This window comes from Streptococcus parasuis (assembly GCF_021654455.1).
GTDB lineage: Bacteria > Bacillota > Bacilli > Lactobacillales > Streptococcaceae > Streptococcus > Streptococcus parasuis.
In genome coordinates, this window is record NZ_AP024276.1 from 1938031 (window position 1) to 1959213 (window position 21183).

The following is a 21183-nucleotide window of genomic DNA, read 5'->3' on the forward strand; positions in this document are numbered from 1 at the left end:
TCATTCTTTCTTGATTATATCATAAGAAACAAACGGATTTTCTTCATTTACTACTAACGTTCGGATTTTAAACCGAAATTTTATTAAATTTTTTTAAAATTCTTACATTTTCTTCTTTACAATTAAAAATCATAGTGCTATAATAATTTTCAGATAAATTAAATTGTCAGACAATTTAATAAATAATAAAGAAATCAGGTGATCCACATGACAAATGCAAAAGCATACATCCAAGCGTCATTCGAAGCTGTTAAAGCTCGTAATCCACACGAGACAGAATTCCTTCAAGCTGTAGAAGAGCTCTTCTCTACCCTTGAGCCTGTCTTCGAAGCACATCCAGAATACATTGAAGAAAATATTCTTGCTCGTATCGTCGAGCCAGAACGTGTTATCAGCTTCCGAGTTCCATGGACTGATAAAGATGGTAATATTCAAGTTAACCGTGGCTACCGTGTACAGTTTAACTCAGCTGTAGGCCCATACAAAGGTGGTCTTCGTTTCCACCCAACTGTTACACAATCTATCTTGAAATTCCTTGGTTTTGAACAAATCTTTAAAAACGTTTTGACTGGTCTTCCAATCGGCGGTGGTAAAGGTGGTTCAGACTTTGATCCTAAAGGAAAAACTGACGCTGAAATCATGCGTTTCTGCCAAAGCTTTATGACTGAATTGCAAAAACACATAGGTCCTTCACTCGATGTCCCTGCTGGTGATATCGGTGTTGGTGGACGTGAAATTGGTTATTTGTATGGTCAATACAAACGCCTACGTCAATTTGATGCTGGTGTCTTGACTGGTAAACCTCTTGGCTTTGGTGGTTCATTGATCCGTCCAGAAGCGACTGGTTACGGCTTGGTTTACTTTACTGACAATATGTTAGCAGCAAATGGTAAATCATTCAAAGATCAAACCGTTCTTATCTCAGGTTCTGGTAACGTCGCTCAATACGCAGTTCAAAAAGCTACTGAACTTGGTGCAAAAGTCATCTCTGTTTCTGATTCAAATGGTTACATCATTGACGAAACTGGTATCGACTTCGAACTCTTGGTAGACATTAAAGAAAAACGCCGTGCTCGTTTGACTGAATATGCTGCTGAAAAACCAACTGCAAAATACTTTGAAGGTTCTGTATGGAACTACGATGGTAAAGCAGATATTGCTCTTCCATGTGCAACGCAAAATGAAATCAACGGCGAGCAAGCTGCTGCCCTTGTGAAAAATGGCGTTTACTGTGTAGCTGAAGGTGCTAACATGCCATCCGACCTAGATGCAATCAAAGTTTACAAAGAAAACGATGTTCTTTACGGTCTTGCTAAAGCTGCGAACGCTGGTGGTGTTGCCGTATCAGCACTTGAAATGAGCCAAAACAGCCTTCGCTTGTCATGGACTCGTGAAGAAGTTGATGGTCGTCTTAAAGACATCATGGCAAACATCTTCAACACAGCTAAAGAAACTGCAGAAAAATACGACCTTGGTAAAGACTACCTTGCTGGCGCTAACATTGCTGCGTTTGAACAAATTGCAGATGCAATGATCGCTCAAGGTTTGGTATAATCTCCAGCTTATTTGTGATAGCCTCCAACCAATTAAATAACTATAAGCGAAATCCCGAATTGCAAAAATCAATTCGGGATTTTTTCTATTAGATTCCTTCAGAAATCAAATCTGTCCACATGGCCTCTTCATAAACGAAACCAAAACTTGTCTCGTCATCTACACCATAAATGAGTTTCACATTTATTTTCTCACCTGGTTCTAACTTTTCAACCAAATTGACATCATATGTACTTAAGTCTAATGTATAAGGTATTTGAGTCGTTGGATCGATAAGGTTGAAATAATATTCGTCAAAATACACTCTTTCATCTGTTGTATTCTCAACCTCCATCTCCACAACGTATGCTGAACTATAATAATCATCCACTAAGCTTACGCTGTCATCTTTTCCCATCGATGTCACTGTTACATCCAGACCATCTGAAAAATTAACTTTATCACCAATCTGGTACTCTTCATATGTCAAAGTCTCGTCTAAATAATCTGGATAGGTTGTCCCTTGACTTTGTGATACACTGAGCCCTAAAGTCAAAATAACACATGTAACCCCTAATACAAAGGTTAGTACCAACCCAACAATTGTGGTCCAAAAAAGTGGTTGCCGGTATAAAGGTTTCTTTCGATAGTACATTTGTCCATCTTCAATAACAAAGTCTTTCAATCTTCTCCTCCTCTTCAGCTTACGCTAGGTTCTCTGATGGCAATTCGATACCTGCTTGCCTTAGTGCATCTTGGTATAAACCAAAAAATTGATGATAGGCAACTGTTTGTTGACCATTTGTTACAAATAAGTTGACACGAAAAACAAATTGTCCTGTTACCGTCGTTTTCGGCCCTAAAATGCTGACACTGGTAATCTGTTCAAACTTGCTTAACTCACGATTATTGACTTCCTCTATAATACGGTAAACTTGTTCTAGATCTGTATTAAATTTCAATGGGATATCAATTTGTGCACGCATTTCCCCACGCGACTGATTGCTGACAACTAAAATATTACGATTTGGAATAAAATGTAGGGTTCCATCTGCATCACGCACTTTCGTTGTCCGAATCCCCATGCTAACAACAGTACCAGAAATAGTAATTGGTCCATTTGTCAACTTGACAACATCCCCTACATCAAACTGTCGTTCAATCAAGATAAAGAATCCATTCACCAAGTCTGAAAGAAATCCTTGTGCTCCCAGTCCAACAGCAACCCCTGCAATCCCCGCGCCTGCCAACAAACTTGAGACAGGCAAGCCTAGAATACTGAGTACCCAGTAAAGCAGAATAAAATAAAGGAGATAGTTTAAACTGCTTTCCACTAATCGACTGATTGTCTTTTGGCGTCCTTGCTCATGGTTTGAAATCTTTAGAGACGGTACAAGCACTTTTTTTACTGAAGCTTTAGCTATTTTCTTCAGAATATAAAATGTAATGAACAGTAAAATAAGAGACAAAATCTTGTTCAGGCTAGCAGTCACAATCGCCTCAACATTAAACTGAGACAAGTACTTTGTAATAAAATCATTCATAAACTCATTATAGCAGAAATGACAATAAAAACGCAAAAAGTCAGCCGAATGACTGACTTAATATGTTTAAAATATTTGAAAATAGGCCTAACAGAATCCATCAAACCTTGGTTGAAATTATTGTGATCTCCGTCTCCACACCATGCGGTACTCTGTACGTTCCCCACCTAAATGGACCATTTTTTTTGACACCTTCAAATCGGAAGCTCGCTTTTTCATAGAAGGTAATGGCACGCGCATTCCCCTCCTGCCACGATTTCCGAAGAACACAAGCCATTCCTAGCATCTCACTTTCCGTTTCCAGAGATCTAATCATTGTTTTAACATGAATATATATGTTTTTGAGTAATTAAAAAACCGAGACTTAACTCGATTTTTTGATTAATTTAACAAATAACTCACTGAAAATAAATGACGGTTTTCGATGAGTAGCTTGGAAATACAAGCGTGTTTCCTTGATAATAACTGGTGATAAGGCTAGTAAAGCAATCAAGTTAGGTAGGGCCATGAGACCATTAACAATATCCGCAATCGTCCAAATCAAATCCAACTTCAGGAAACCACCGAGAGCTACCATCAATATGAAGACTAGACGATAAGGTAAGATGGATTTTGTCCCGAAAAGAAATTCGATACAGCGTTCACCATAGTAAGACCAACCTAAAATTGTAGTAAATGCAAAGAGAACCAGGCTAACAGTCAAGGCAATAGTCCCTGGATTTCCAAAAACAGTTGCAAAGGCTGCTTGAGTCAGTGGGGCCCCCTCAAGACCTTCTACTGTCCACTGACCAGTCACCAAGATTGATAAACCAGTTAAACTACAGATGATAATCGTATCAATAAAAGTGCCTGTCATAGAAATCAAACCTTGCTCAACGGCATTGTCTGATTTGGCGGCTGCAGCTGCGATAGGAGCCGAACCTAGACCCGATTCATTTGAAAAAACACCGCGCGCAATCCCTCGCTGAATTGCTTCCTTGACTGTTGCCCCTGCAAAACCGCCCAAAGCAGCTGCAGGAGTGAGAGCTGAACCAAAGACCAACTTCAAAGCAGGAATGAGCTGTTCTACATGTGTCGCTAAAATAATAACGGTTGCCAAAATGTAGAGAATGGCCATGAATGGAACGACTTTGGTTGATACTTGGGAAATCGTCTCGATGCCACCAAAGATGATGATAGCTACTAGAATGGCCAGGAGGATACTAATAAGTTGCGGAGACAAACCAAAACTCGCTTCTAATGAAGAAGTGATGGAATTGACCTGTGAAAATGTCCCTATCCCCAAAAGAGCAACCAAAACACCAGAAATGGCAAAGAAGATTGCTAGGGGTTTCCATTTCTGTCCCATCCCCAAGGTGATATAATGCATAGGTCCTCCAGCCGCATGACCCTCAGCATCCCTAGTTCTGTACTTGATTGCTAGAAATCCTTCCGCATACTTCGTTGCCATACCAAAGAAGGCCGCCACCCACATCCAGAAAAGGGCTCCAGGACCACCTGTAGTAATAGCAGTTGCCACCCCGACAATATTTCCTGTCCCGACAGTCGCTGCAAGAGCCGTACACAATGCCGCAAAACTCGACACATCCCCTTGACCCGACTGGTCACTTGAGAAAATTAAGCGAAAAGCTGTGGGTAATTTACTAAGTTGAAACAATCCTAAACGAATGGTGAAATAAACACCTGTACCTACTAAAAGCAGTAGCAGTGGCGGTCCCCATACAAAGTTGTTGATGGCCTTAAATAGTTCTAACATGATTCCTCCGAAAAAAATAGGTCTAGATAAAGGTTTTGGAAAAACGAAAAGAGGCTGAACAATTCAACCTCTAGATGTAACGCGAAAAATATAGGAAAACCCTATATTTATACGCTCTGTCCTTTTACCTGAGAGTTTCAGTAGATAATCTACCTTGCCCCTTCGGTGCCATGATGGTCTCTCCAGAGTTCCGTCCTGTGAACAGTCAGCTCCCTTCCTATCCACTATCAACCGGTTATTCACTTTTATCTTACCTATATTTTAAACCTATTTCAAGAAAAAATCAAGTGAATTTTCAGAAAAATTAAGAAAGAATATCTAAAAACAGTCCATATCCTGCTTCTTCCATTTCCTCTTTCGGTATGAAACGAAGGGCTGCCGAGTTGATACAGTAACGGAGACCGCCTTTATCACGCGGTCCGTCATCAAAGACATGACCTAAATGAGCATGACCAGCCCGACTGCGGACTTCGATACGGTTCATGCCATGGGACTTATCTTGGAAATAAGTCGCAACTTCCTTGCTGATTGGTTTGGTAAAGGAGGGCCAGCCACAGCCTGAGTCGAATTTATCCGTCGAGAGAAAGAGGGGCTCACCAGTCGTAATATCGACGTAGATGCCAGCATGGTCGCTATTCCAGAACTCATTTTCGAAGGGTCTTTCCGTCGCAGCTTCTTGAGTGACTTGATACTGGAGATCAGTCAAGCTGTCTTTTAAGACTTGCTGGTCTGGCTTTTGATAGTCTGCAACATCAATCAGAGGGATTTTTGCCTGCCCAAGATCGATATGGCAGTACCCTTGGGGATTTTTCTTGAGATAATCCTGATGGTAGTCTTCGGCGGGGATGTAATGCGCGAGTGGCTCCACTTCAACGGCTAGGGGGCGTCCGCCAAAGATCTGAGACTGCTCCGTCATGACCTGCTCGATGGTCGGCAAATCAGCCTCATCTGTGTAATAGATACCCGTCCGATACTGGCGCCCCTTGTCAGGTCCCTGCTGATTGACAGAGAAGGGATCAATGACGCGGAAATAGTAGAGGAGAATTTCCCGCAAATGGATACGAGTCTCATCATAGGCTAGATAGAGCGTCTCTGCGTGGTCTGTTTGTTTGAGGAGTTGATAATTGGTCGTCTCCACCTGTCCATTGGCATAGCCAACACTGGTGTCAAGAATTCCATCGATCTGGGAAAAGTAGCCTTCCATTCCCCAGAAACAACCGCCTGCTAGGTAAATTTCTTTCATGTGAGATTCCTTTCGATGCAGAAAAAGGTTGAGTTTCCTCAACCTACATGATTAACCAATCTCTGCCAAGATTGCTTTGATTTGGTCTTTGGTGTGAACACCAGCAACTTGTTTTACAACTTGTCCATCTTTTTTGAACAAAAGTGTTGGGATAGACATGATACCAAACTGACGAGCTGTGTTTGGATTTTCATCTACATCCATTTTATAAATACGTAATTCGTCTTCGTCCACTTCACCATCTAATTGTTCTAAGATTGGTGCTTGCATACGACAAGGACCACACCATGGTGCCCAAAAGTCAACAAGGACTACGCCTTCTTGTGTTTCAACTTCAAAGTTTGCATCTGTAACAACTTGAACCATACAATTCTCCGTTTCTTTTTTTTTGTACTTTTATTCTACACCAAAAGAAAATAGAAAGCGAATTTTTGCTACGAGAAAAGGGGGGAGATGGATGTGTCGAGAAAATAGTGACTTGGAAAAACGTATTGGTCAAGCCAAACTAGACCCAGGGAAATCACGTCCCAGATTCATTTAAATCCACCACATAGGTAAATTCTTGATAGACATCTTCTATGTCAAAGAGATCCAAGTCTGCTTTTTCACTGACTACATAAACACCTTCTCGGAGATAATAGGGTGCTGGTTGTCCTGCTTCATCTGAAAAACTCAGACGACCACGCTCTATATCGATTCCAAAACGGAAGGTTGGAACATCTTGTGGCGCTCCGACCACTAGATAGTCAGAACAAACCATACAGTTGAAACTTGCTACGCAAGTCCTATCTCCAACCTCAAACCGTTCCCCAAACCGTTTGAGCCACCCCACTTCTGATACAAATGATTGGCTACATCTCCCTCTCGGGTAAAGATGGCTAATTTCTCGACAGCCTGTTCGCGCAATTCTTGCTCTGCTTTTTCAAAAAGCGCCTGGGCAATGCCCTGACCTTGAAAATCAGGGTGGACTGCTAGGTTAGTAAAATAAGCTGTTCGCTTACTTGGTGCGTAAATATAAGACTGGCTGCACTCTTCCGTGTAAATATCGATGTCGATTAGACCAACTTAATAGCAGAAACTTGCTACGCAAGTCCCATCTCCAACCTCAAACCGTTCCCCAAACAGTTTGAGCTATCTACTTCAGCCACCCATTCCACACGATAATCATAAACGTCTGTCATTAGTTCGGGCTTCTCTGTTTCTCTATCATCAAAGAATGGGGAGAAGAGGTAGCTAAGTACCTTACAGTAAACCCAGCCTTTTTCATCACTGGTTTGATATTTTCTGATAATCATAAGAATCTCCCATCGGTTGATTGCTACTTAAACGTCACAATAGTACAGCCTGATCCACCTGCATTTTGTGGGGCATAGCCGAACTCCTTGACCTGCTTGTTGCGGCGTAGGTACTTGGTCACCCCTTCTCGGATAACTCCAGTACCAATACCGTGGACAATATCGACTTGGGCTAGGTTATTGAGAAGGGCCTGATCGATAAATTCATCCAGTTCCATCATAGCCTCTTCGTAGCGTTTGCCACGGAGATCTAAGCGGGCTTTTGGTCCTCGTACATTGGCACGTTTGACTGTGTGAACCTGGCGTTTCTTAGGCTGCTCTGCCTTTTCCGCCTTGACTAACTCAAACTCATCTTTGGCCAAGGTCATCTTAATCAAGCCAACCTGAGCTTCCCAACGCCCGTCCTTGAGCTGATTGGTCAAGGTCCCGCGTTGTCCATAAGCTGTAACGATAATGTCATCGCCCACCTTGGCTTCCCTCTGAATTTTAGCTTTCTTCAGAACCTTGTTTTTAGACAGGTCCACCACTTCAGGCGCCAACTTTTTCAGCTCTGCCTTGGCTTCAATAATCTGGTGGGGCTTAAGACTAGCTGCAGCATGGAGATTTTTGAGAATATCCTCGCTTTCTGCCAATGCCATATCTACAATTTCCTTGGCCTCCAAGCGTGCCTTGTTAAGCTCATTTTCTCGCTCACGATTGAGCTCGTCATAGAGCTTGCGGAGGGCTCGGTTCATCTTGTAATTTTCTTGCTCCACATCACGAATCTTATCCAGACGCTGACGACTTTCAACCGTCTGACTTTCCAATTTCTCGATAATGCGGTTCACATCGCTATCTGTATCCGTCCAAGATTGGGCTGACTGGATAATAATATCAGATAGACCAAGACGGCGGGCAATTTCAAAGGCATTGGAGCGACCAGGAACACCCTGCATAAACTTATAGGTCGGACGCAGGCTATTGGTATCAAATTCCATGCTGGCATTTTCAATACCAGAGGTTTCTATCCCGTAGGCCTTAAGCTCAGGGTAGTGGGTGGTCGCCATGGTCTTGATCCCCCGCAGACGAAGGTCATCCAAAATAGCCATAGCCAAGGATGCCCCCTCCTGGGGATCTGTCCCAGCTCCCAACTCGTCAAATAGAATGAGAGAATCTTGATCAGCCTCCGCTAAAATCTGCACCGTGTGGGTCATGTGACTGGAGAAGGTTGATAAACTCTGCTCAATCGACTGTTCATCACCAATATCCGCAAAAATTTCTTTGAAGATAGCTACCCGACTGCCCTTATCAGCCAAAATAGGCAAACCAGACTGAGCCATAAGGTGCGTTAATCCCAAGGTCTTGAGCATAATGGTCTTACCACCCGTATTGGGACCTGTGATAACAATAGCCGTCAACTGACTACCGAAATACAGGTCATTTGGTACAGGCTCAGCAATGAGCGGATGCCGAACGTTGAGAAGGGCAATATCCTGCTTCTCAGATAGTTTGGGTACAACAGCTTGATGATCACGCGCAAAGAGATGCTTAGCACGGACGAAATCAAGATGACCGATGATCCAAGCATTATTTCGGAGAATACCACTATGAGGTCGAAGCATATCTGACATTTCCTGCAAAATTCGATTAAGCTCATGGCGTTCTTCTGCATGTAGATGACTGATTTCTTCGTTCAGGGTCACCACTGCCCGTGGCTCAATATAAACGGTCGAACCCGAAGCAGAAATGTCATGGACAACCCCTGCAATCTTATTGCGATAGGTATTTTTGACAGGAAGGACATTGCGTCCATTACGGCTTGCCAAAATGCTATCGGACAGCATATCGCTCTTGTTTTTTAAAATATCCTGCATGACCTGACGTACTTGGTCTTCGGTTTCACGGATTTTTCTACGAATGCGACCCAGCTTTTCTGAAGCAAAATCCTCTACAAACCCCGCATCATTGATGGATTGGAGGGAGCCTTGTAAATGTGGAAAAAGCTCAATCTTTTCAAAGAGTTTATCCAGCTGGCTAAGGCTGACATTTTCCAGATTTCCATAAAAATCCAAGAGAGATTTAGAAACTTCCAAAACCTTTTTAACAGCTAATAGCTCAGCGATATTGAGGTCTGTATCCAATTCCAAACGACGCATGGCTGGACCGATGTCACTAGTAGCAGCCAGACTGAAATAGGGATTTTCCACAAAAATCTGCGCAATGTCTGTCAACTCGTCGAAGGCCTGTTGGATACGGTGGACTTCCACCATGGGCTCCAACTGTCGTAATTCTTCAAAGCCCTGCTCCGTCAAGAGATAGGGCTCAATTTTTTGTCTTACCTTGTGAAACTCAAGGGTTTCTATAATCTTATTATTCATATGTTCCTACTTAATCTTTTTCATTCGCTTTATCTCATTATCAAAACAATATAAGATAAAATAGCTGATTATATAGTCTTTTCCACTCTAACATCAACTTTTTCACAGTCAACTAATACTCAATGAAAATCAGAATCAGACTTGCTCCAAAGGTTCGGGGAACCTTTAGAGGTTGGAAATAGGCGAACGTAGTGCGTTTCGCTCTGATGCAGATAGAACTCTGTTCCTTTTATATTTCAAGGGAACAGGCTGAAAAAATCCACTAGATCCTTTCACTCATCAAATCAACAACGTCTGATTTTGATTTTCGAAGAGTATAAATGACGATAAAAAGGATAAGGTCTCCCTTACCCTGTAATATTACTCAACCAGAGAGATTTTAAAAAACTACTAGTGAATGGTGTGTATTGAATCATGAAATTGGCAAGAAAACTACTATGAAGCTTTTCTTGCACCATTGCAAGTGGAATACTAGACAATAGAACCATCACAATCTGCAGGGAAATAAAGGTGACCATAACCGCTACAATGCCACTGATGAGATTGGTCAACTGAGTATCTGGATTAAAACCTTCTAAAAGATGGACAAAAATTCCTATAAAACGTACCAAGGCATAAACAGCTACATAGAGTAGCAAAAATGATAACCCCGCATAAAAAACCTTATCTAAGTCAAAAAGATACTTCTCATCAAAGAAATAGTTATAACTTCCCTGAGTTGCATTTGCAAACGGAACCCAGAGGTATAAAAATTGTGCCAACTTCACGAAATGTGCAGATGCAACCATTAATGAAACAATAGTTCCTAAACCATAGAAAGTTTGTAACACTATACCTCTGCTATATCCGATATAAAAACTCCATACTAGAATGAAAATGATTGCTAGTGTAATCATACTTTTTCCTCAAGTTCATCCAAATCAACCAAGGTCACATTTTCTTTTGAAACTTTATCTTTGGCTTTCAGGCTTGCCAACTCAGCCTCGGTCTTTTCAAAAGCTATTTCGCGTGTCAGCTGGACAGACAGTGCGTTAATTGCCAATAAAAGGGCTAGAGTTTCAGAATCCGCAGTAGGCATTTTTTCTTTTAATGCTTGATATTTTTCTTGAACAACTCGTTCAATTTCTTCCATAAAAAGATTATCATGCTCTGTCGTTAAAGTCAGTTGCTTTTCGCCAAAAGTAAATTTATATCGATTTAAATTTGCCATATTTCCCCTCATCTTCCATCTATTATAACGTAAAAACCTATTTTTGGCTAATTCTTACTATAGTGAATGCTTTCTACGAGCAAAATCCACAAAGCGGAATTTATCTATTTTATGTTTGCTTTCAGTATATTGAAATTGTTGTGTATCACCTAGAAAAACTCTTGATTTTATCAATACCAAGTAATCATCTTGAGTCTTCATCAATTCACGTTCTTCCCAACTGGTTGGTTCAACCGTAATTTCTTTTTGAGCATAAGATATATCCAATTTTAGTTCTTTTTCTAAATATTGATAAATGGAACCTTTTGCGATTTCTTTATCCATCTTCGGAACAATATCTGAAGAGAGATAATCCGTATCAACTACTGAAACCTTTCCATCTATGGACCTTGTACGTACAATTTTCCATACTTTACTAAATGGTTCAAATCCTGTTAACTGAGATAAATTACTATTTACTGTAATGAGCTCCAAATCAACAACCGCTGTATCTGACTGCAACTGCAAAGCATCCGTCAATTCTTGATACGAAGTTAAGCCAGAAATAGGAAAATTCAATAATTCCTGTTTTAAAACTAGAGAACCTCTTCCTTGAACTTTTTGAATCATTCCGCGTTCTGTCAGAATAGCCAGTGCTTTTCGAACAGTATCTCGGCTAACTTGATACATTTCTTGCAATTGTTGTTCAGTTGGTAAAGAAGTCTCAGCAGGATAGACATTTGTTCGTATTTTCTCTTTTAAATCATTATATATTTCTTGATATTTTTTCATTTTATTACTCCAACATTAGTCTGTTTTTTATCATACAACTAGAATATTATAACAAATTTTTAAAAAAAATGAGTAAAAACGCTTGCATTATTTTATGAAATCGTATACAATGTTTTTGAAATATATTTGTCCGTACAAATATTGTAAGTTTATATAAATAATTTATCCAATTATTTATATATTGGAAAAATTTAGGTGGTGGCAGATTTTGCCACTGAGGAGGAAAAATAATGGGAAAATATCAACATGAAGCCCAGGAACTCTTGAAAGCCATAGGCGGAAAAGAAAATGTCACCGCAGTAACACACTGTGCAACTCGTATGCGTTTTGTTTTAGCTGATGAAAACAAAGCAGATGTTAAAACAATTGAAAACATTCCTACCGTAAAAGGTACATTTACAAACGCAGGTCAATTCCAAGTTATCATTGGTAACGATGTGCCGGTTTTCTATAATGACTTCACCGCCGTATCTGGTATTGAAGGTGTATCTAAAGAAGCCGCTAAAGCAGCTGCTAAGAGTAATCAAAATGCCATTCAACGTGTCATGACGATGTTAGCTGAAATTTTCACACCGATTATTCCAGCTATTATCGTAGGTGGTCTTATCCTTGGTTTCCGTAATGTTTTAGAAGCAGTTGGTATGCCTTGGTTAGGACAGCAGGTTGTTGATGGGGTCAAAGTATTTGATGCTGATGGGAACCCTGTTTGGAACACAATTACTATGGTATCTCCATTCTGGAACGGTGTTAACCATTTCTTATGGTTACCTGGTGAGGCAATCTTCCACTTCCTACCTGTAGGAATTACTTGGTCTGTTTCTCGTAAAATGGGAACAACTCAAATTCTCGGTATTGTACTTGGTATCTGTTTGGTTTCTCCTCAATTACTGAATGCTTACGCTGTTCCAGGTACAGATGCAGCAACTATTGCTAGTGATTGGGTATGGAATTTTGGTAGTTTCACGATCAATCGTATCGGTTACCAAGCTCAAGTTATTCCAGCCTTACTTGCAGGTCTATCACTCTCTTATCTAGAAATTTTCTGGCGTAAACGCATTCCAGAAGTTGTATCAATGATTTTTGTTCCATTTCTTTCATTGATACCTGCTATTATTCTAGCTCATACAATCCTTGGCCCTCTTGGTTGGACACTTGGTCAAGCCTTATCAACTGTTGTTTTAGCTGGTTTAACTGGTCCATTTAAAGCTATATTTGGTGCAATCTTTGGTGCACTTTACGCTCCGTTTGTTATTACTGGACTGCACCATATGACAAATGCTATTGATACTCAATTGATAGCTGATGCTGGGGGAACTGGCTTATGGCCAATGATTGCCCTTTCTAACATTGCACAAGGTTCTGCTGTGTTAGCATATTATTTCATGAACCGACACAATGAAAAAGAAGCACAAATTTCACTTCCTGCAGCTATTTCTGCCTACCTCGGTGTAACTGAACCTGCTCTCTTTGGTGTAAACGTTAAATATGTATATCCATTCGTGGCTGGTTTGATTGGTTCTGGTTTAGCAGGTCTCATTTCAACTTCGTTGAATATCACTGCCAACGCAATTGGTGTCGGTGGACTTCCAGGTATTTTGGCTATTAAAGCACAATACTGGTTACCATTTACTTTTGCGATGGCTGTTGCGATTGCTGTTCCATTTGTATTAACATTCTTCTTCCGCAAAGCAGGCATTTTGACAAAAGCAGAAGACGAAAAACTGCAAGCTGCACAAGAAGTTGGTTCTGCTCCTTTGACTGTTGCTGAAACACCTATCCAGCTTATTAGTCCACTAACTGGTGAAGCAAGAGACTTATCACAAGCTACTGATCCGGTATTTTCATCTGGTGTGATGGGAAAAGGAATTGTAATTGACCCGAGTGAAGGCAAGCTTTTCGCTCCTATAGACGGGGAGGTCTCTGTACTCTTCCCAACTTTCCACGCGATTGGTATTACAACTTCAACTGGTGTTGAACTGCTGATGCACATCGGTATGGATACTGTTGGTTTAGAGGGAAAAGGCTTTACAGCCCATGTCAAACAAGGTGACAAAGTAAAAGCTGGCGACCTTCTAATTGATTTCGACATCGCAGTCATCAAAGCTGCTGGTCTAGTCGCTGAAACACCTATCATTGTGACAAATCAAACTGACTTTGACACACAAGTTATCGGAAATCTTCCTCGTACAATCACACAAGGCGAGACCATTCTGACAATTACAAATAATTAATCTTCTAGGAGGGCGCAAGATAGCTTGCACCTCCTATCATTGCTTATCAACCAAGAAAAACAAGAAAGAGAGAGCGAAATGACAATAGACAAGCGTAAAGTAGTTTATCAAATCTACCCAAAATCTTACAAGGACACAACTGGAAATGGTCTCGGAGATCTACGGGGGATTATCGAAAAACTTCCTTATCTAAAAGAGCTAGGCATTGACATGATTTGGCTCAACCCTTTCTATCCAAGTCCACAACGAGATAACGGCTATGATATATCAGACTATACCGCAGTAAACCCTGATTTTGGTACAATGGAGGACTTTGAAGAGATGGTAGCCGTTGGTCAGGAATTAGGTATTGAATTCATGCTGGATATGGTCCTTAACCACTGCTCAACAGACCACGAATGGTTCCAAAAAGCCTTGGCTGGCGACAAATATTACCAGGACTTCTTTATCTTGAGAGACCAACCCACTGACTGGGTTTCTAAGTTTGGTGGAAATGCCTGGGCTCCTTTCGGAGACACTGGAAAATACTATCTGCACCTTTTTGACGTCACCCAAGCGGACCTCAACTGGCGGAATCCCCATGTCCGTGAAGAACTCTTTAAGGTGGTCAATTTCTGGAAAGACAAAGGCGTTAAAGGATTCCGATTCGATGTCATTAACCTGATTGGTAAAGACGAAGTCTTAGAAGACTGTCCTATTAATGATGGAAAACCAGCCTACACAGACCGGCCCATCACCCACGACTATCTCAAAATGATGAACAATGCAACCTTTGGTAGTGAAGAAGGGTTTATGACAGTCGGTGAAATGTCAGCGACTACCATTGACAACTGTATATTATATACAGCACCTGAGCGTGAAGAGTTGTCCATGGCCTTCAACTTCCACCACCTGAAAGTGGATTACAAAGATGGTCAAAAGTGGACTATTATGGACTTTGACTTTGAGGAACTCAAACGACTCTTCCACACATGGGGAGAGGAAATGTCTATCGGAAATGGTTGGAATGCTCTTTTCTATAACAATCATGATCAACCACGCGCCCTCAATCGCTTTGTGGATGTGGAGAATTTCAGAAACGAAGGAGCGACCATGCTGGCAGCCTCTATTCACCTTTCACGTGGCACTCCTTACATCTACATGGGCGAGGAAATCGGTATGATTGACCCAGACTACGACAGTATGGATGACTATGTGGACGTGGAGTCTATCAATGCCTACCAAATGCTATTAGATCAAGGAAATAGCACCGAACAAGCCTTTAAGATAATTCAAGCAAAATCGCGTGACAATTCACGTACACCAATGCAGTGGGATTCGAGCGACAACGCTGGATTCTCAACAGCTACGCCTTGGCTAAAGGCTGGAAAATCTTTCCCAACAATTAACGTTGAAAATGAGAAAACTGGCCCAATCTTCACATTCTATCAAGAATTGATTCGACTACGAAAAAAACTCCCTATCATTTCTGAAGGTGATTATCGAGCCACCTATCAAGAAAGCGATAAGGTTTATGCCTTTGAGCGTTTGCGAAACGGCGAAAAATTACTTGTCCTAAATAATTTCTTCGCAGAAGAAGTTAATATAGATCTTACTGATGAATATGCTCAGGGGCAAGTCCTCATCAGCAACTATCCTGACAACAAACTAGGCAAAAAAATCATTCTCAAACCTTACCAAGCATTGGCGATTTTGGTCAACTAATTATGAAAAGAGGAGCGAGCTCCTCTTTTCAGATTGAAGACAAAGTCGTTAGAATTGTATTTCTAACGGCTTTTTCATATGTAAAGTAGTATAATAGAGATAGGAATACTAGCTAATAAACAGCGGGAGAATCGCTATGTTACACAAAGAAAATCCAGACTACAATCGCGGTCAATTTGGTTTCTACAGTTTAGATGACCTTGTTTCTCAAGATCATCTCCTTCGTCAAATAGAGGAAGCTATTGACTTCTCCTTTATCTATGACTTAGTCGCAGATAGCTATAGCGATGATACAGGGCGTCCTAGTCTTGACCCTATTCTGCTCATTAAAATTCCAATCCTTCAGTGTCTCTTCGGCATTCGTTCCATGCGTCAAACCATTAAGGAAATCGAAGTCAACACTGCCTACCGTTGGTTTCTTGGTCTTCGACTGGATGATAAGGTGCCTCATTTCACTACCTACGGAAAGAACTATGTCCGTCGTTTTCAAGATAGACAAGTTATTGAAGGCATTTTCACCCATATCTTAGGTCTCTGCGTCAATGCAGGCTTCATAGATCCAACAGAAATTTTCATTGACGGTACCCATATCAAGGCTGCGGCGAATAATCGTAAATTCATCAATCGTGAAATTGAAAAGCAAGCCAAGTTTATGAGTGACCAGCTAGAGATTGAAATTAACAGGGATAGAGAAAAGCATGCAAAAAAGCCGCTAGGGCCCGCAAAAGAGGAGGGACCCATCGCTAAGAAAATTTCTACAACTGACCCTGAAAGTGGCTGGTTTCATAAAGGGGACCATAAGGAAGTATTTGCTTATACAGCTCAGGTTGCTTGTGACAAGCATGGTTGGGCTCTGGCTTATAGCGTGGAGGCTGGCAATGTCCATGACAGCCAGGCCTTTCCTGTACTCTTCGCTAAACTCCAACCCTTTCAGCCTAGCTTTCTCGTTGCCGATTCTGGCTATAAGACCCCAAGTATCGCTCGCTTCCTCCTAGAACAAGAGATTACTCCAGTCTTTCCGTATACACGACCGAAAGGAAAGAAAGGGAAACTACGCTCGAAGGATTTTGTCTATGATGAATACTATGACTGTTATATCTGTCCTGAGAATCAGGTCTTAACCTATCGCACTACAACCAGAGAAGGTTATCGGGAATATAAGAGTGACTCAGCTATCTGTGCTACTTGTCCACTTCTATCAATTTGTACAGAAAGCAAGAACAAGCAGAAAGTGGTAACTCGACACATTTGGAAAGAGGCTTTAGAAAGCTGTGAAGAGATTCGGCACAGGAAAGGTATGAAGGAGCTCTACCAGAAGCGGAAAGAAACCATTGAACGCCTCTTTGGGACAGCCAAAGAGTACCACAATCTTCGTTACACAAGAGAGAAAGGCAAGTCCAAAATGGAAGATAAGGTTGGACTGACTTTGGCGTGTTTAAATCTCAAGAAATTGGTAAAAATGAGGGCAGGGAAGCCTTTTTATATTGTACAAATAGCCACGATTCTGGCAAAAAGACTGACTATCAGACCAATAAACAGAAAAAGACAAACATCAGTCGAGATGTTTGTCTTCATTCTGAAAAGAGGAGCGAGCTCCTCTTTTGTGATACAATGAAACAAAAAAGAAAAGGAAAAAACATGCTCCAAGAATTTTTGAACAAGGTAAAGAATCCTGTCCTGAAGGATAAACTGGCAACAATCTTCACTCAAATCCAGCAGGAATTTCCAACACTAACCACAGAAATCAAATGGAACCAGCCCATGTTTATTATGGATGGAACCTTCATCATTGGTTTCTCTGCTGCCAAGTCTCATATTTCCATCGCACCTGAAACGGTCACTATGGAAACCTTTGCCCAGGACATTCAGGAAGCGGGCTACGAGGCGACTTCCAACCTCTTCAAAATCAAGGAAGATCAAGAGGTCAACTGGGACCTACTCCACAATATTATCGCCTTTAATATGGAGGAAAAGAAAGGTTATGACAAGTTTTGGAGATAGGATTGTTTTCTGCAAAAAAATATAAAACCAACTTTTCTTGAAAGTATTAATCTAATTACTTATATTCAAAAAGCCAAGCTCGCTTTGAGTTTGGCTTTTGCTATTGCAATTTTACTGATTAAAGGACACATGAACATGATCGTAGTGGTTTTCAGTAACACTACCACGGTCTGGCATTAAGTTCCAAGTGTATGCTGGTCCATAAATACTATCAAAAGGTGCGTAGAAACGTTGTTTCCAAATAATGTAGCTGATATTTTTGGATGAAATATTGGCTACTGCATAGGCAGCGACCTGATCACCCAAAGCCGAACTTTGAGGAACCATAAAGTCAATTGCCAATCCTTTACCATGATCCCCTGTGTCACCCGCACGGTAACCTGAAAATGACGTGATCCCAAAGGCATTAGCTACCTCAGCTCGGAATGCTGCAACCTGAGGTTGGAGTCCAACATCATATGAACTAGTACTTGATGAAATTGTTGAAACCGTAGCAACTGTTGTTGCAGTTGACGCGGCTGGTATAGGAGTCACAGGGGCTGCCTCTACAGAGTTCACCTCTGCGATCGGTGCTTCCTCTACTGGGGTTTCTGCTGGAACTTCTGTGACTAGTGCTTCCTCTACTGGGGTTTCTGCTGGAACTTCTGTGACTGGCGCTTCCTCTACTGGAGTTTCTGCCGGAACTTCTGTGACTGGCGCTTCCTCTACTGGAGTTTCAACTGAGACTTCTGTAACTTGAACTTCTTCTACCAGGGTTTCTTCCAATGGCGTTTCTGCAGGGACTTCTGTGACTGGTGCTTCCTCTACTGGAGTTTCAACTGAGACTTCTGTAACTGAAGCTGATGAACTAGGCGCATCCGTTGACTCCAGAGGGATAACTGTATCATCTACTGTAATTTCATTAGCCGCAATATCGACTGTTGCTTGCACAGTATTTTCAGCGGCTTCTTCTTGTACAGGTGCTTGAATTTCAATTTGCGTTACTTGATGATTTTGATCAACCGTAGTAGTCAAAACTGTATCAGGGAAAATCAAATTCACATCTGCAATTTGGTTAATCTGAGCTAAAATATCCAAATCAATATTCATAGCCTCGGCAATCGCACTTAAGGTATCACCATACTTTACAGTATAGGTTAATTTTCCACCTTTATCTTCGATTTCTTGGCTAATCTCACTTACACTACGGGGAGTCCAATCCAATGCAAAAACATTTGGAGCAGTAATCCCAGTAGCAAATAATGAAAGGGCCAATGATGATGTGTAAAGCACCTTCTTATTGGCTTTCATAACAGGTGTTTTTCTCTTGCGGCGCATATATTGTGATTTTGATAACTTCTTACGTTTCATTTTTCATTCCTTTTCCAATTTAATGGTTCCATCTTATCTAAATCAAAACTAAAAAACAAGATTCAAACCAGTCTTTTAACAAAATGTTTTCACTCTGTAATCTTGGAACAGATTCTGTCATGAAATTGTCACATGAACTTAAGAAACGAAGAGATTTTGGAATAAGGACTGAACTCGCCCAGACCATGAGTGTTCCTTCACTTCCTAGTATCAAGGTCCGAACTTTCTCTGGTCACATGTAAATTTCAAGGTGATTAGCTAAAATAATTTCCCTAAAGCTGTTTAATTCTCCCAGACTAGTAAAGCTAATCAACCACTGCACTGAAATGTTGATCCCAAGTCTGACTAGTAGCCTGTGCTTGAGCCTATGCAAAAATTATTCATTTCCGGAAGCAGGAGGAATTAGGCCAACACCAACAGGTTTCTTGGTTTCTGTTTCCATCTGGTCTTTCGGACTTGCTACCTCTCCATTAAAGCCCATAGCTTCTCCCAAGCGAACTGCGACATCCGTATCATCAAATTCCCCGTCAAACATATAGGCCCCAGAACCCATAGCATAGACTGGTACTTTTTCACCCGCATGGGCCGTCGTTGTCCAAGCTAACCCTGCTTTTTTATCTAAAATATGGGTAGCTGTAATGGAAACTGGATCATAGCCACCATACTGGACATTTTGTTCTTCACTTGCCTTCTTACTTTCTTCAAAAGCTGTTTTGAGTTCTTGGTATTCCTCTTGCGAGCAAATCAAGCGATTGCTCTCCTGTTGCGACTTATAGGCTTCAACTGCTGCTTCTGTACCTGTTTCTGCTGGGGCATTAGGATCAAGAACTAGACCGAAGAATGCTGTAATCTGAGATGCAAATTCTTCAAATGAAAGATTTGGATTGGTCTCAAGAGCACTTTTTACCTTCTCTTGGAAAGCAACTTGTGAACCTTTTTGATTTGTTAAGAGGTCAAAATAGGTCTCATACCCAGTAGAACCATTTCCTATGGTGAAACCACCTGTAGAATGGTCTGCAGTTACCACAATCAAGGTATCGTCTGGATGTTCATTGTAAAAATCCACTGCAGACTGGATTGCTTCTTGAAACTGGATGACCTCTTCCATCGTGGTCACTCCGTCATTGGCATGCTCAGCCCAGTCTATTTTCCCTGATTCTGCCATCATAAAGAAACCTTCTGGATCATTTGACAGTACTTCAATACCTTTGTCCACGATATCTTTCAAGGTCTGGCTATCACTGTTTTGGTCAATAGCATATGTCATGGCACCATCATCCTGCAAGTCCTCAGCTACCATATACACTTTCTTTGAATCTGCTGTAATTTGCTCAGCTTCTTGTTTGGTATCTGCGATAGTATAGCCATGTTCTTCTAAAATGGTATATAGATCTTTTTGATCTTTTTCCTTCCCTGTTCGGTGCTTGAGAGAACCACCACCAAAAAAATCAAAGTCTGTCTCTGCCATTTGCAAACCAATATCATAATATGAATTACGTGATTCTACATTAGCATAAAATGCAGCAGGTGTTGCATGGTTTAAAGTCACGGAGGAAATGATACCAACAGCTTTACCTGCTCGTTTAGCTTTTTCTGCCACTGAATCTGCAGATTGACTAAAGTCTCCAGAAAGCCCCACCGTATCCGTTTGAGTTTTTATTCCTGTCCCAAATGCAGTCGCTGTAGAGGCTGAGTCTGGAATAAAAGAGTGGCAGTCGAATTGAGTCTTCATACCAACAACTGGCATCTCTGTAAAATTCATCCTGTCTGGGTAAATTTCTCCCTTATTGGTCTGGGTATAGCCTAGATAATTCTCTGCAGCTGTTACCGGAGTAACCCCCATCCCATCTCCGATGAAAAGAAAAACATACTTGGCCTGATTTTCATTTACCTTGGAGTAATCCTCCGTTTTAGCCCTACTAGTATCATAAAGGGCTACTGTTTTTCCATTCGCTGTCTGCTCAGCTAAAGCTGCATCATTAACAGCTTCAGTATCTAATTTTACACTTGCTTGGTTACTGCAAGCTGCTAAAAGAAGCACTGAAGTAGCCAACAAGATCGTTGCACATTTAAGATAGGTAGATTTCTTTTTCATTTAAAACTCCTTGGTATTATTCAGACTTAAGTCCAAAATTAGTCTAACCCATTTTCATCAAATTCCAATGAAAATTACGTAAAATATCTAAGT

The 21183-nt window shown here is 41.1% G+C and carries 16 protein-coding genes, 2 pseudogenes and 1 riboswitch; of the genes and pseudogenes, 5 read left to right on the plus strand and 13 right to left on the minus strand.

Annotation, left to right across the window (positions count from 1 at the left end; all coding sequences use genetic code 11):
• Positions 1–207: 207 nt before the first annotated feature.
• A complete protein-coding gene (gdhA, locus tag L6410_RS09750) occupies positions 208–1554 on the plus strand; it encodes an NADP-specific glutamate dehydrogenase (RefSeq protein ID WP_237395410.1) in 1347 nt (448 codons plus the stop codon).
• Between the two features lie 88 nt (positions 1555–1642).
• On the opposite strand, the gene L6410_RS09755 is transcribed toward gdhA, so the two are convergent.
• From L6410_RS09755 to treR, 11 genes and pseudogenes are all read right to left on the minus strand, one after another.
• On the minus strand, positions 1643–2218 hold the full coding sequence (locus L6410_RS09755; protein ID WP_237395411.1) for a DUF4352 domain-containing protein: 576 nt from the start codon (positions 2216–2218) through the stop codon (positions 1643–1645).
• A gap of 19 nt (positions 2219–2237) precedes the next feature.
• Positions 2238–3077 (minus strand): mechanosensitive ion channel family protein, encoded by an 840-nt coding sequence (locus tag L6410_RS09760; protein ID WP_237395412.1) that lies wholly within the window; start codon positions 3075–3077, stop codon positions 2238–2240.
• Positions 3078–3177: 100 nt separating this feature from the next.
• Positions 3178–3393, minus strand: a complete 216-nt coding sequence (locus L6410_RS09765; protein ID WP_237395414.1) for a hypothetical protein — start codon at positions 3391–3393, stop codon at positions 3178–3180.
• A 120-nt stretch (positions 3394–3513) separates the two neighbouring features.
• Positions 3514–4833, minus strand: a pseudogene (locus tag L6410_RS09770) (alanine/glycine:cation symporter family protein); the annotation flags it as partial.
• A gap of 106 nt (positions 4834–4939) precedes the next feature.
• Positions 4940–5029: riboswitch (glycine riboswitch) on the minus strand.
• Positions 5030–5137: 108 nt separating this feature from the next.
• The gene (msrB, locus tag L6410_RS09775) at positions 5138–6076 is read right to left on the minus strand and encodes a peptide-methionine (R)-S-oxide reductase MsrB (RefSeq protein ID WP_237395416.1); all 939 of its coding nucleotides are present in this window, start codon (positions 6074–6076) and stop codon (positions 5138–5140) included.
• Between the two features lie 51 nt (positions 6077–6127).
• The gene (gene trxA, locus L6410_RS09780; protein WP_024391759.1) at positions 6128–6442 is read right to left on the minus strand and encodes a thioredoxin; all 315 of its coding nucleotides are present in this window, start codon (positions 6440–6442) and stop codon (positions 6128–6130) included.
• 154 nt (positions 6443–6596) lie between these two features.
• Positions 6597–7371, minus strand: a pseudogene (locus tag L6410_RS09785) (GNAT family N-acetyltransferase).
• Between the two features lie 23 nt (positions 7372–7394).
• Complete coding sequence (locus tag L6410_RS09790; protein ID WP_237395417.1) at positions 7395–9728, minus strand: endonuclease MutS2; 2334 nt, start codon at positions 9726–9728, stop codon at positions 7395–7397.
• A gap of 347 nt (positions 9729–10075) precedes the next feature.
• Positions 10076–10624: a CvpA family protein gene (locus L6410_RS09795; protein ID WP_024396959.1), complete on the minus strand. Its 549-nt coding sequence runs from the start codon at positions 10622–10624 to the stop codon at positions 10076–10078.
• Positions 10621–10938, minus strand: a complete 318-nt coding sequence (locus L6410_RS09800; RefSeq protein WP_024391756.1) for a hypothetical protein — start codon at positions 10936–10938, stop codon at positions 10621–10623. The genes L6410_RS09795 and L6410_RS09800 overlap by 4 nt, the downstream gene beginning before the upstream one ends.
• Before the next feature lie 57 nt (positions 10939–10995).
• Positions 10996–11709 (minus strand): trehalose operon repressor, encoded by a 714-nt coding sequence (gene treR / locus L6410_RS09805; RefSeq protein WP_024391755.1) that lies wholly within the window; start codon positions 11707–11709, stop codon positions 10996–10998.
• A gap of 230 nt (positions 11710–11939) precedes the next feature.
• Here treR and treP point away from each other — a divergent pair, with 230 nt between their 5' ends.
• The 4 genes from treP to L6410_RS09825 all read left to right on the plus strand — a co-directional run bounded on the left by treP (position 11940) and on the right by L6410_RS09825 (position 17645).
• On the plus strand, positions 11940–13940 hold the full coding sequence (treP, locus tag L6410_RS09810) for a PTS system trehalose-specific EIIBC component (protein WP_172038649.1): 2001 nt from the start codon (positions 11940–11942) through the stop codon (positions 13938–13940).
• Between the two features lie 78 nt (positions 13941–14018).
• Positions 14019–15644: an alpha,alpha-phosphotrehalase gene (treC, locus tag L6410_RS09815; protein WP_237395418.1), complete on the plus strand. Its 1626-nt coding sequence runs from the start codon at positions 14019–14021 to the stop codon at positions 15642–15644.
• Positions 15645–15780: 136 nt separating this feature from the next.
• Positions 15781–17259, plus strand: a complete 1479-nt coding sequence (locus tag L6410_RS09820) for an IS1182 family transposase (RefSeq protein WP_419580006.1) — start codon at positions 15781–15783, stop codon at positions 17257–17259.
• A 23-nt stretch (positions 17260–17282) separates the two neighbouring features.
• Positions 17283–17645, plus strand: coding sequence for an iron chaperone (locus L6410_RS09825; protein ID WP_237395419.1), 363 nt, complete (start codon positions 17283–17285; stop codon positions 17643–17645).
• A 111-nt stretch (positions 17646–17756) separates the two neighbouring features.
• Here L6410_RS09825 and L6410_RS09830 read toward each other — a convergent pair whose 3' ends face one another.
• Together L6410_RS09830 and L6410_RS09835 are read right to left on the minus strand one after the other, a co-directional pair.
• Complete coding sequence (locus L6410_RS09830) at positions 17757–18935, minus strand: LysM peptidoglycan-binding domain-containing protein (protein ID WP_435533096.1); 1179 nt, start codon at positions 18933–18935, stop codon at positions 17757–17759.
• A 436-nt stretch (positions 18936–19371) separates the two neighbouring features.
• Positions 19372–21090 carry an alkaline phosphatase gene (locus L6410_RS09835; RefSeq protein ID WP_237395421.1) on the minus strand — a complete coding sequence of 573 codons (1719 nt, stop codon included), beginning with the start codon at positions 21088–21090 and terminating at the stop codon, positions 19372–19374.
• Positions 21091–21183 lie beyond the last annotated feature (93 nt).

Bases quoted from the DNA above. Each gene is read 5' to 3' on its own strand.
- L6410_RS09760 (WP_237395412.1), bottom strand. From the start codon at position 3,077: ATGAATGATTTTATTACAAAGTACTTGTCTCAGTTTAATGTTGAGGCG.
- trxA (WP_024391759.1), bottom strand. From the start codon at position 6,442: ATGGTTCAAGTTGTTACAGATGCAAACTTTGAAGTTGAAACACAAGAA.
- treP (WP_172038649.1), top strand. From the start codon at position 11,940: ATGGGAAAATATCAACATGAAGCCCAGGAACTCTTGAAAGCCATAGGC.
- L6410_RS09820 (WP_419580006.1), top strand. From the start codon at position 15,781: ATGTTACACAAAGAAAATCCAGACTACAATCGCGGTCAATTTGGTTTC.
- gdhA (WP_237395410.1), top strand. From the start codon at position 208: ATGACAAATGCAAAAGCATACATCCAAGCGTCATTCGAAGCTGTTAAA.
- msrB (WP_237395416.1), bottom strand. From the start codon at position 6,076: ATGAAAGAAATTTACCTAGCAGGCGGTTGTTTCTGGGGAATGGAAGGC.
- L6410_RS09825 (WP_237395419.1), top strand. From the start codon at position 17,283: ATGCTCCAAGAATTTTTGAACAAGGTAAAGAATCCTGTCCTGAAGGAT.
- L6410_RS09790 (WP_237395417.1), bottom strand. From the start codon at position 9,728: ATGAATAATAAGATTATAGAAACCCTTGAGTTTCACAAGGTAAGACAA.
- L6410_RS09835 (WP_237395421.1), bottom strand. From the start codon at position 21,090: ATGAAAAAGAAATCTACCTATCTTAAATGTGCAACGATCTTGTTGGCT.
- L6410_RS09800 (WP_024391756.1), bottom strand. From the start codon at position 10,938: ATGGCAAATTTAAATCGATATAAATTTACTTTTGGCGAAAAGCAACTG.
- L6410_RS09830 (WP_435533096.1), bottom strand. From the start codon at position 18,935: ATGAAAGCCAATAAGAAGGTGCTTTACACATCATCATTGGCCCTTTCA.
- L6410_RS09765 (WP_237395414.1), bottom strand. From the start codon at position 3,393: ATGATTAGATCTCTGGAAACGGAAAGTGAGATGCTAGGAATGGCTTGT.
- treC (WP_237395418.1), top strand. From the start codon at position 14,019: ATGACAATAGACAAGCGTAAAGTAGTTTATCAAATCTACCCAAAATCT.
- L6410_RS09795 (WP_024396959.1), bottom strand. From the start codon at position 10,624: ATGATTACACTAGCAATCATTTTCATTCTAGTATGGAGTTTTTATATC.
- treR (WP_024391755.1), bottom strand. From the start codon at position 11,709: ATGAAAAAATATCAAGAAATATATAATGATTTAAAAGAGAAAATACGA.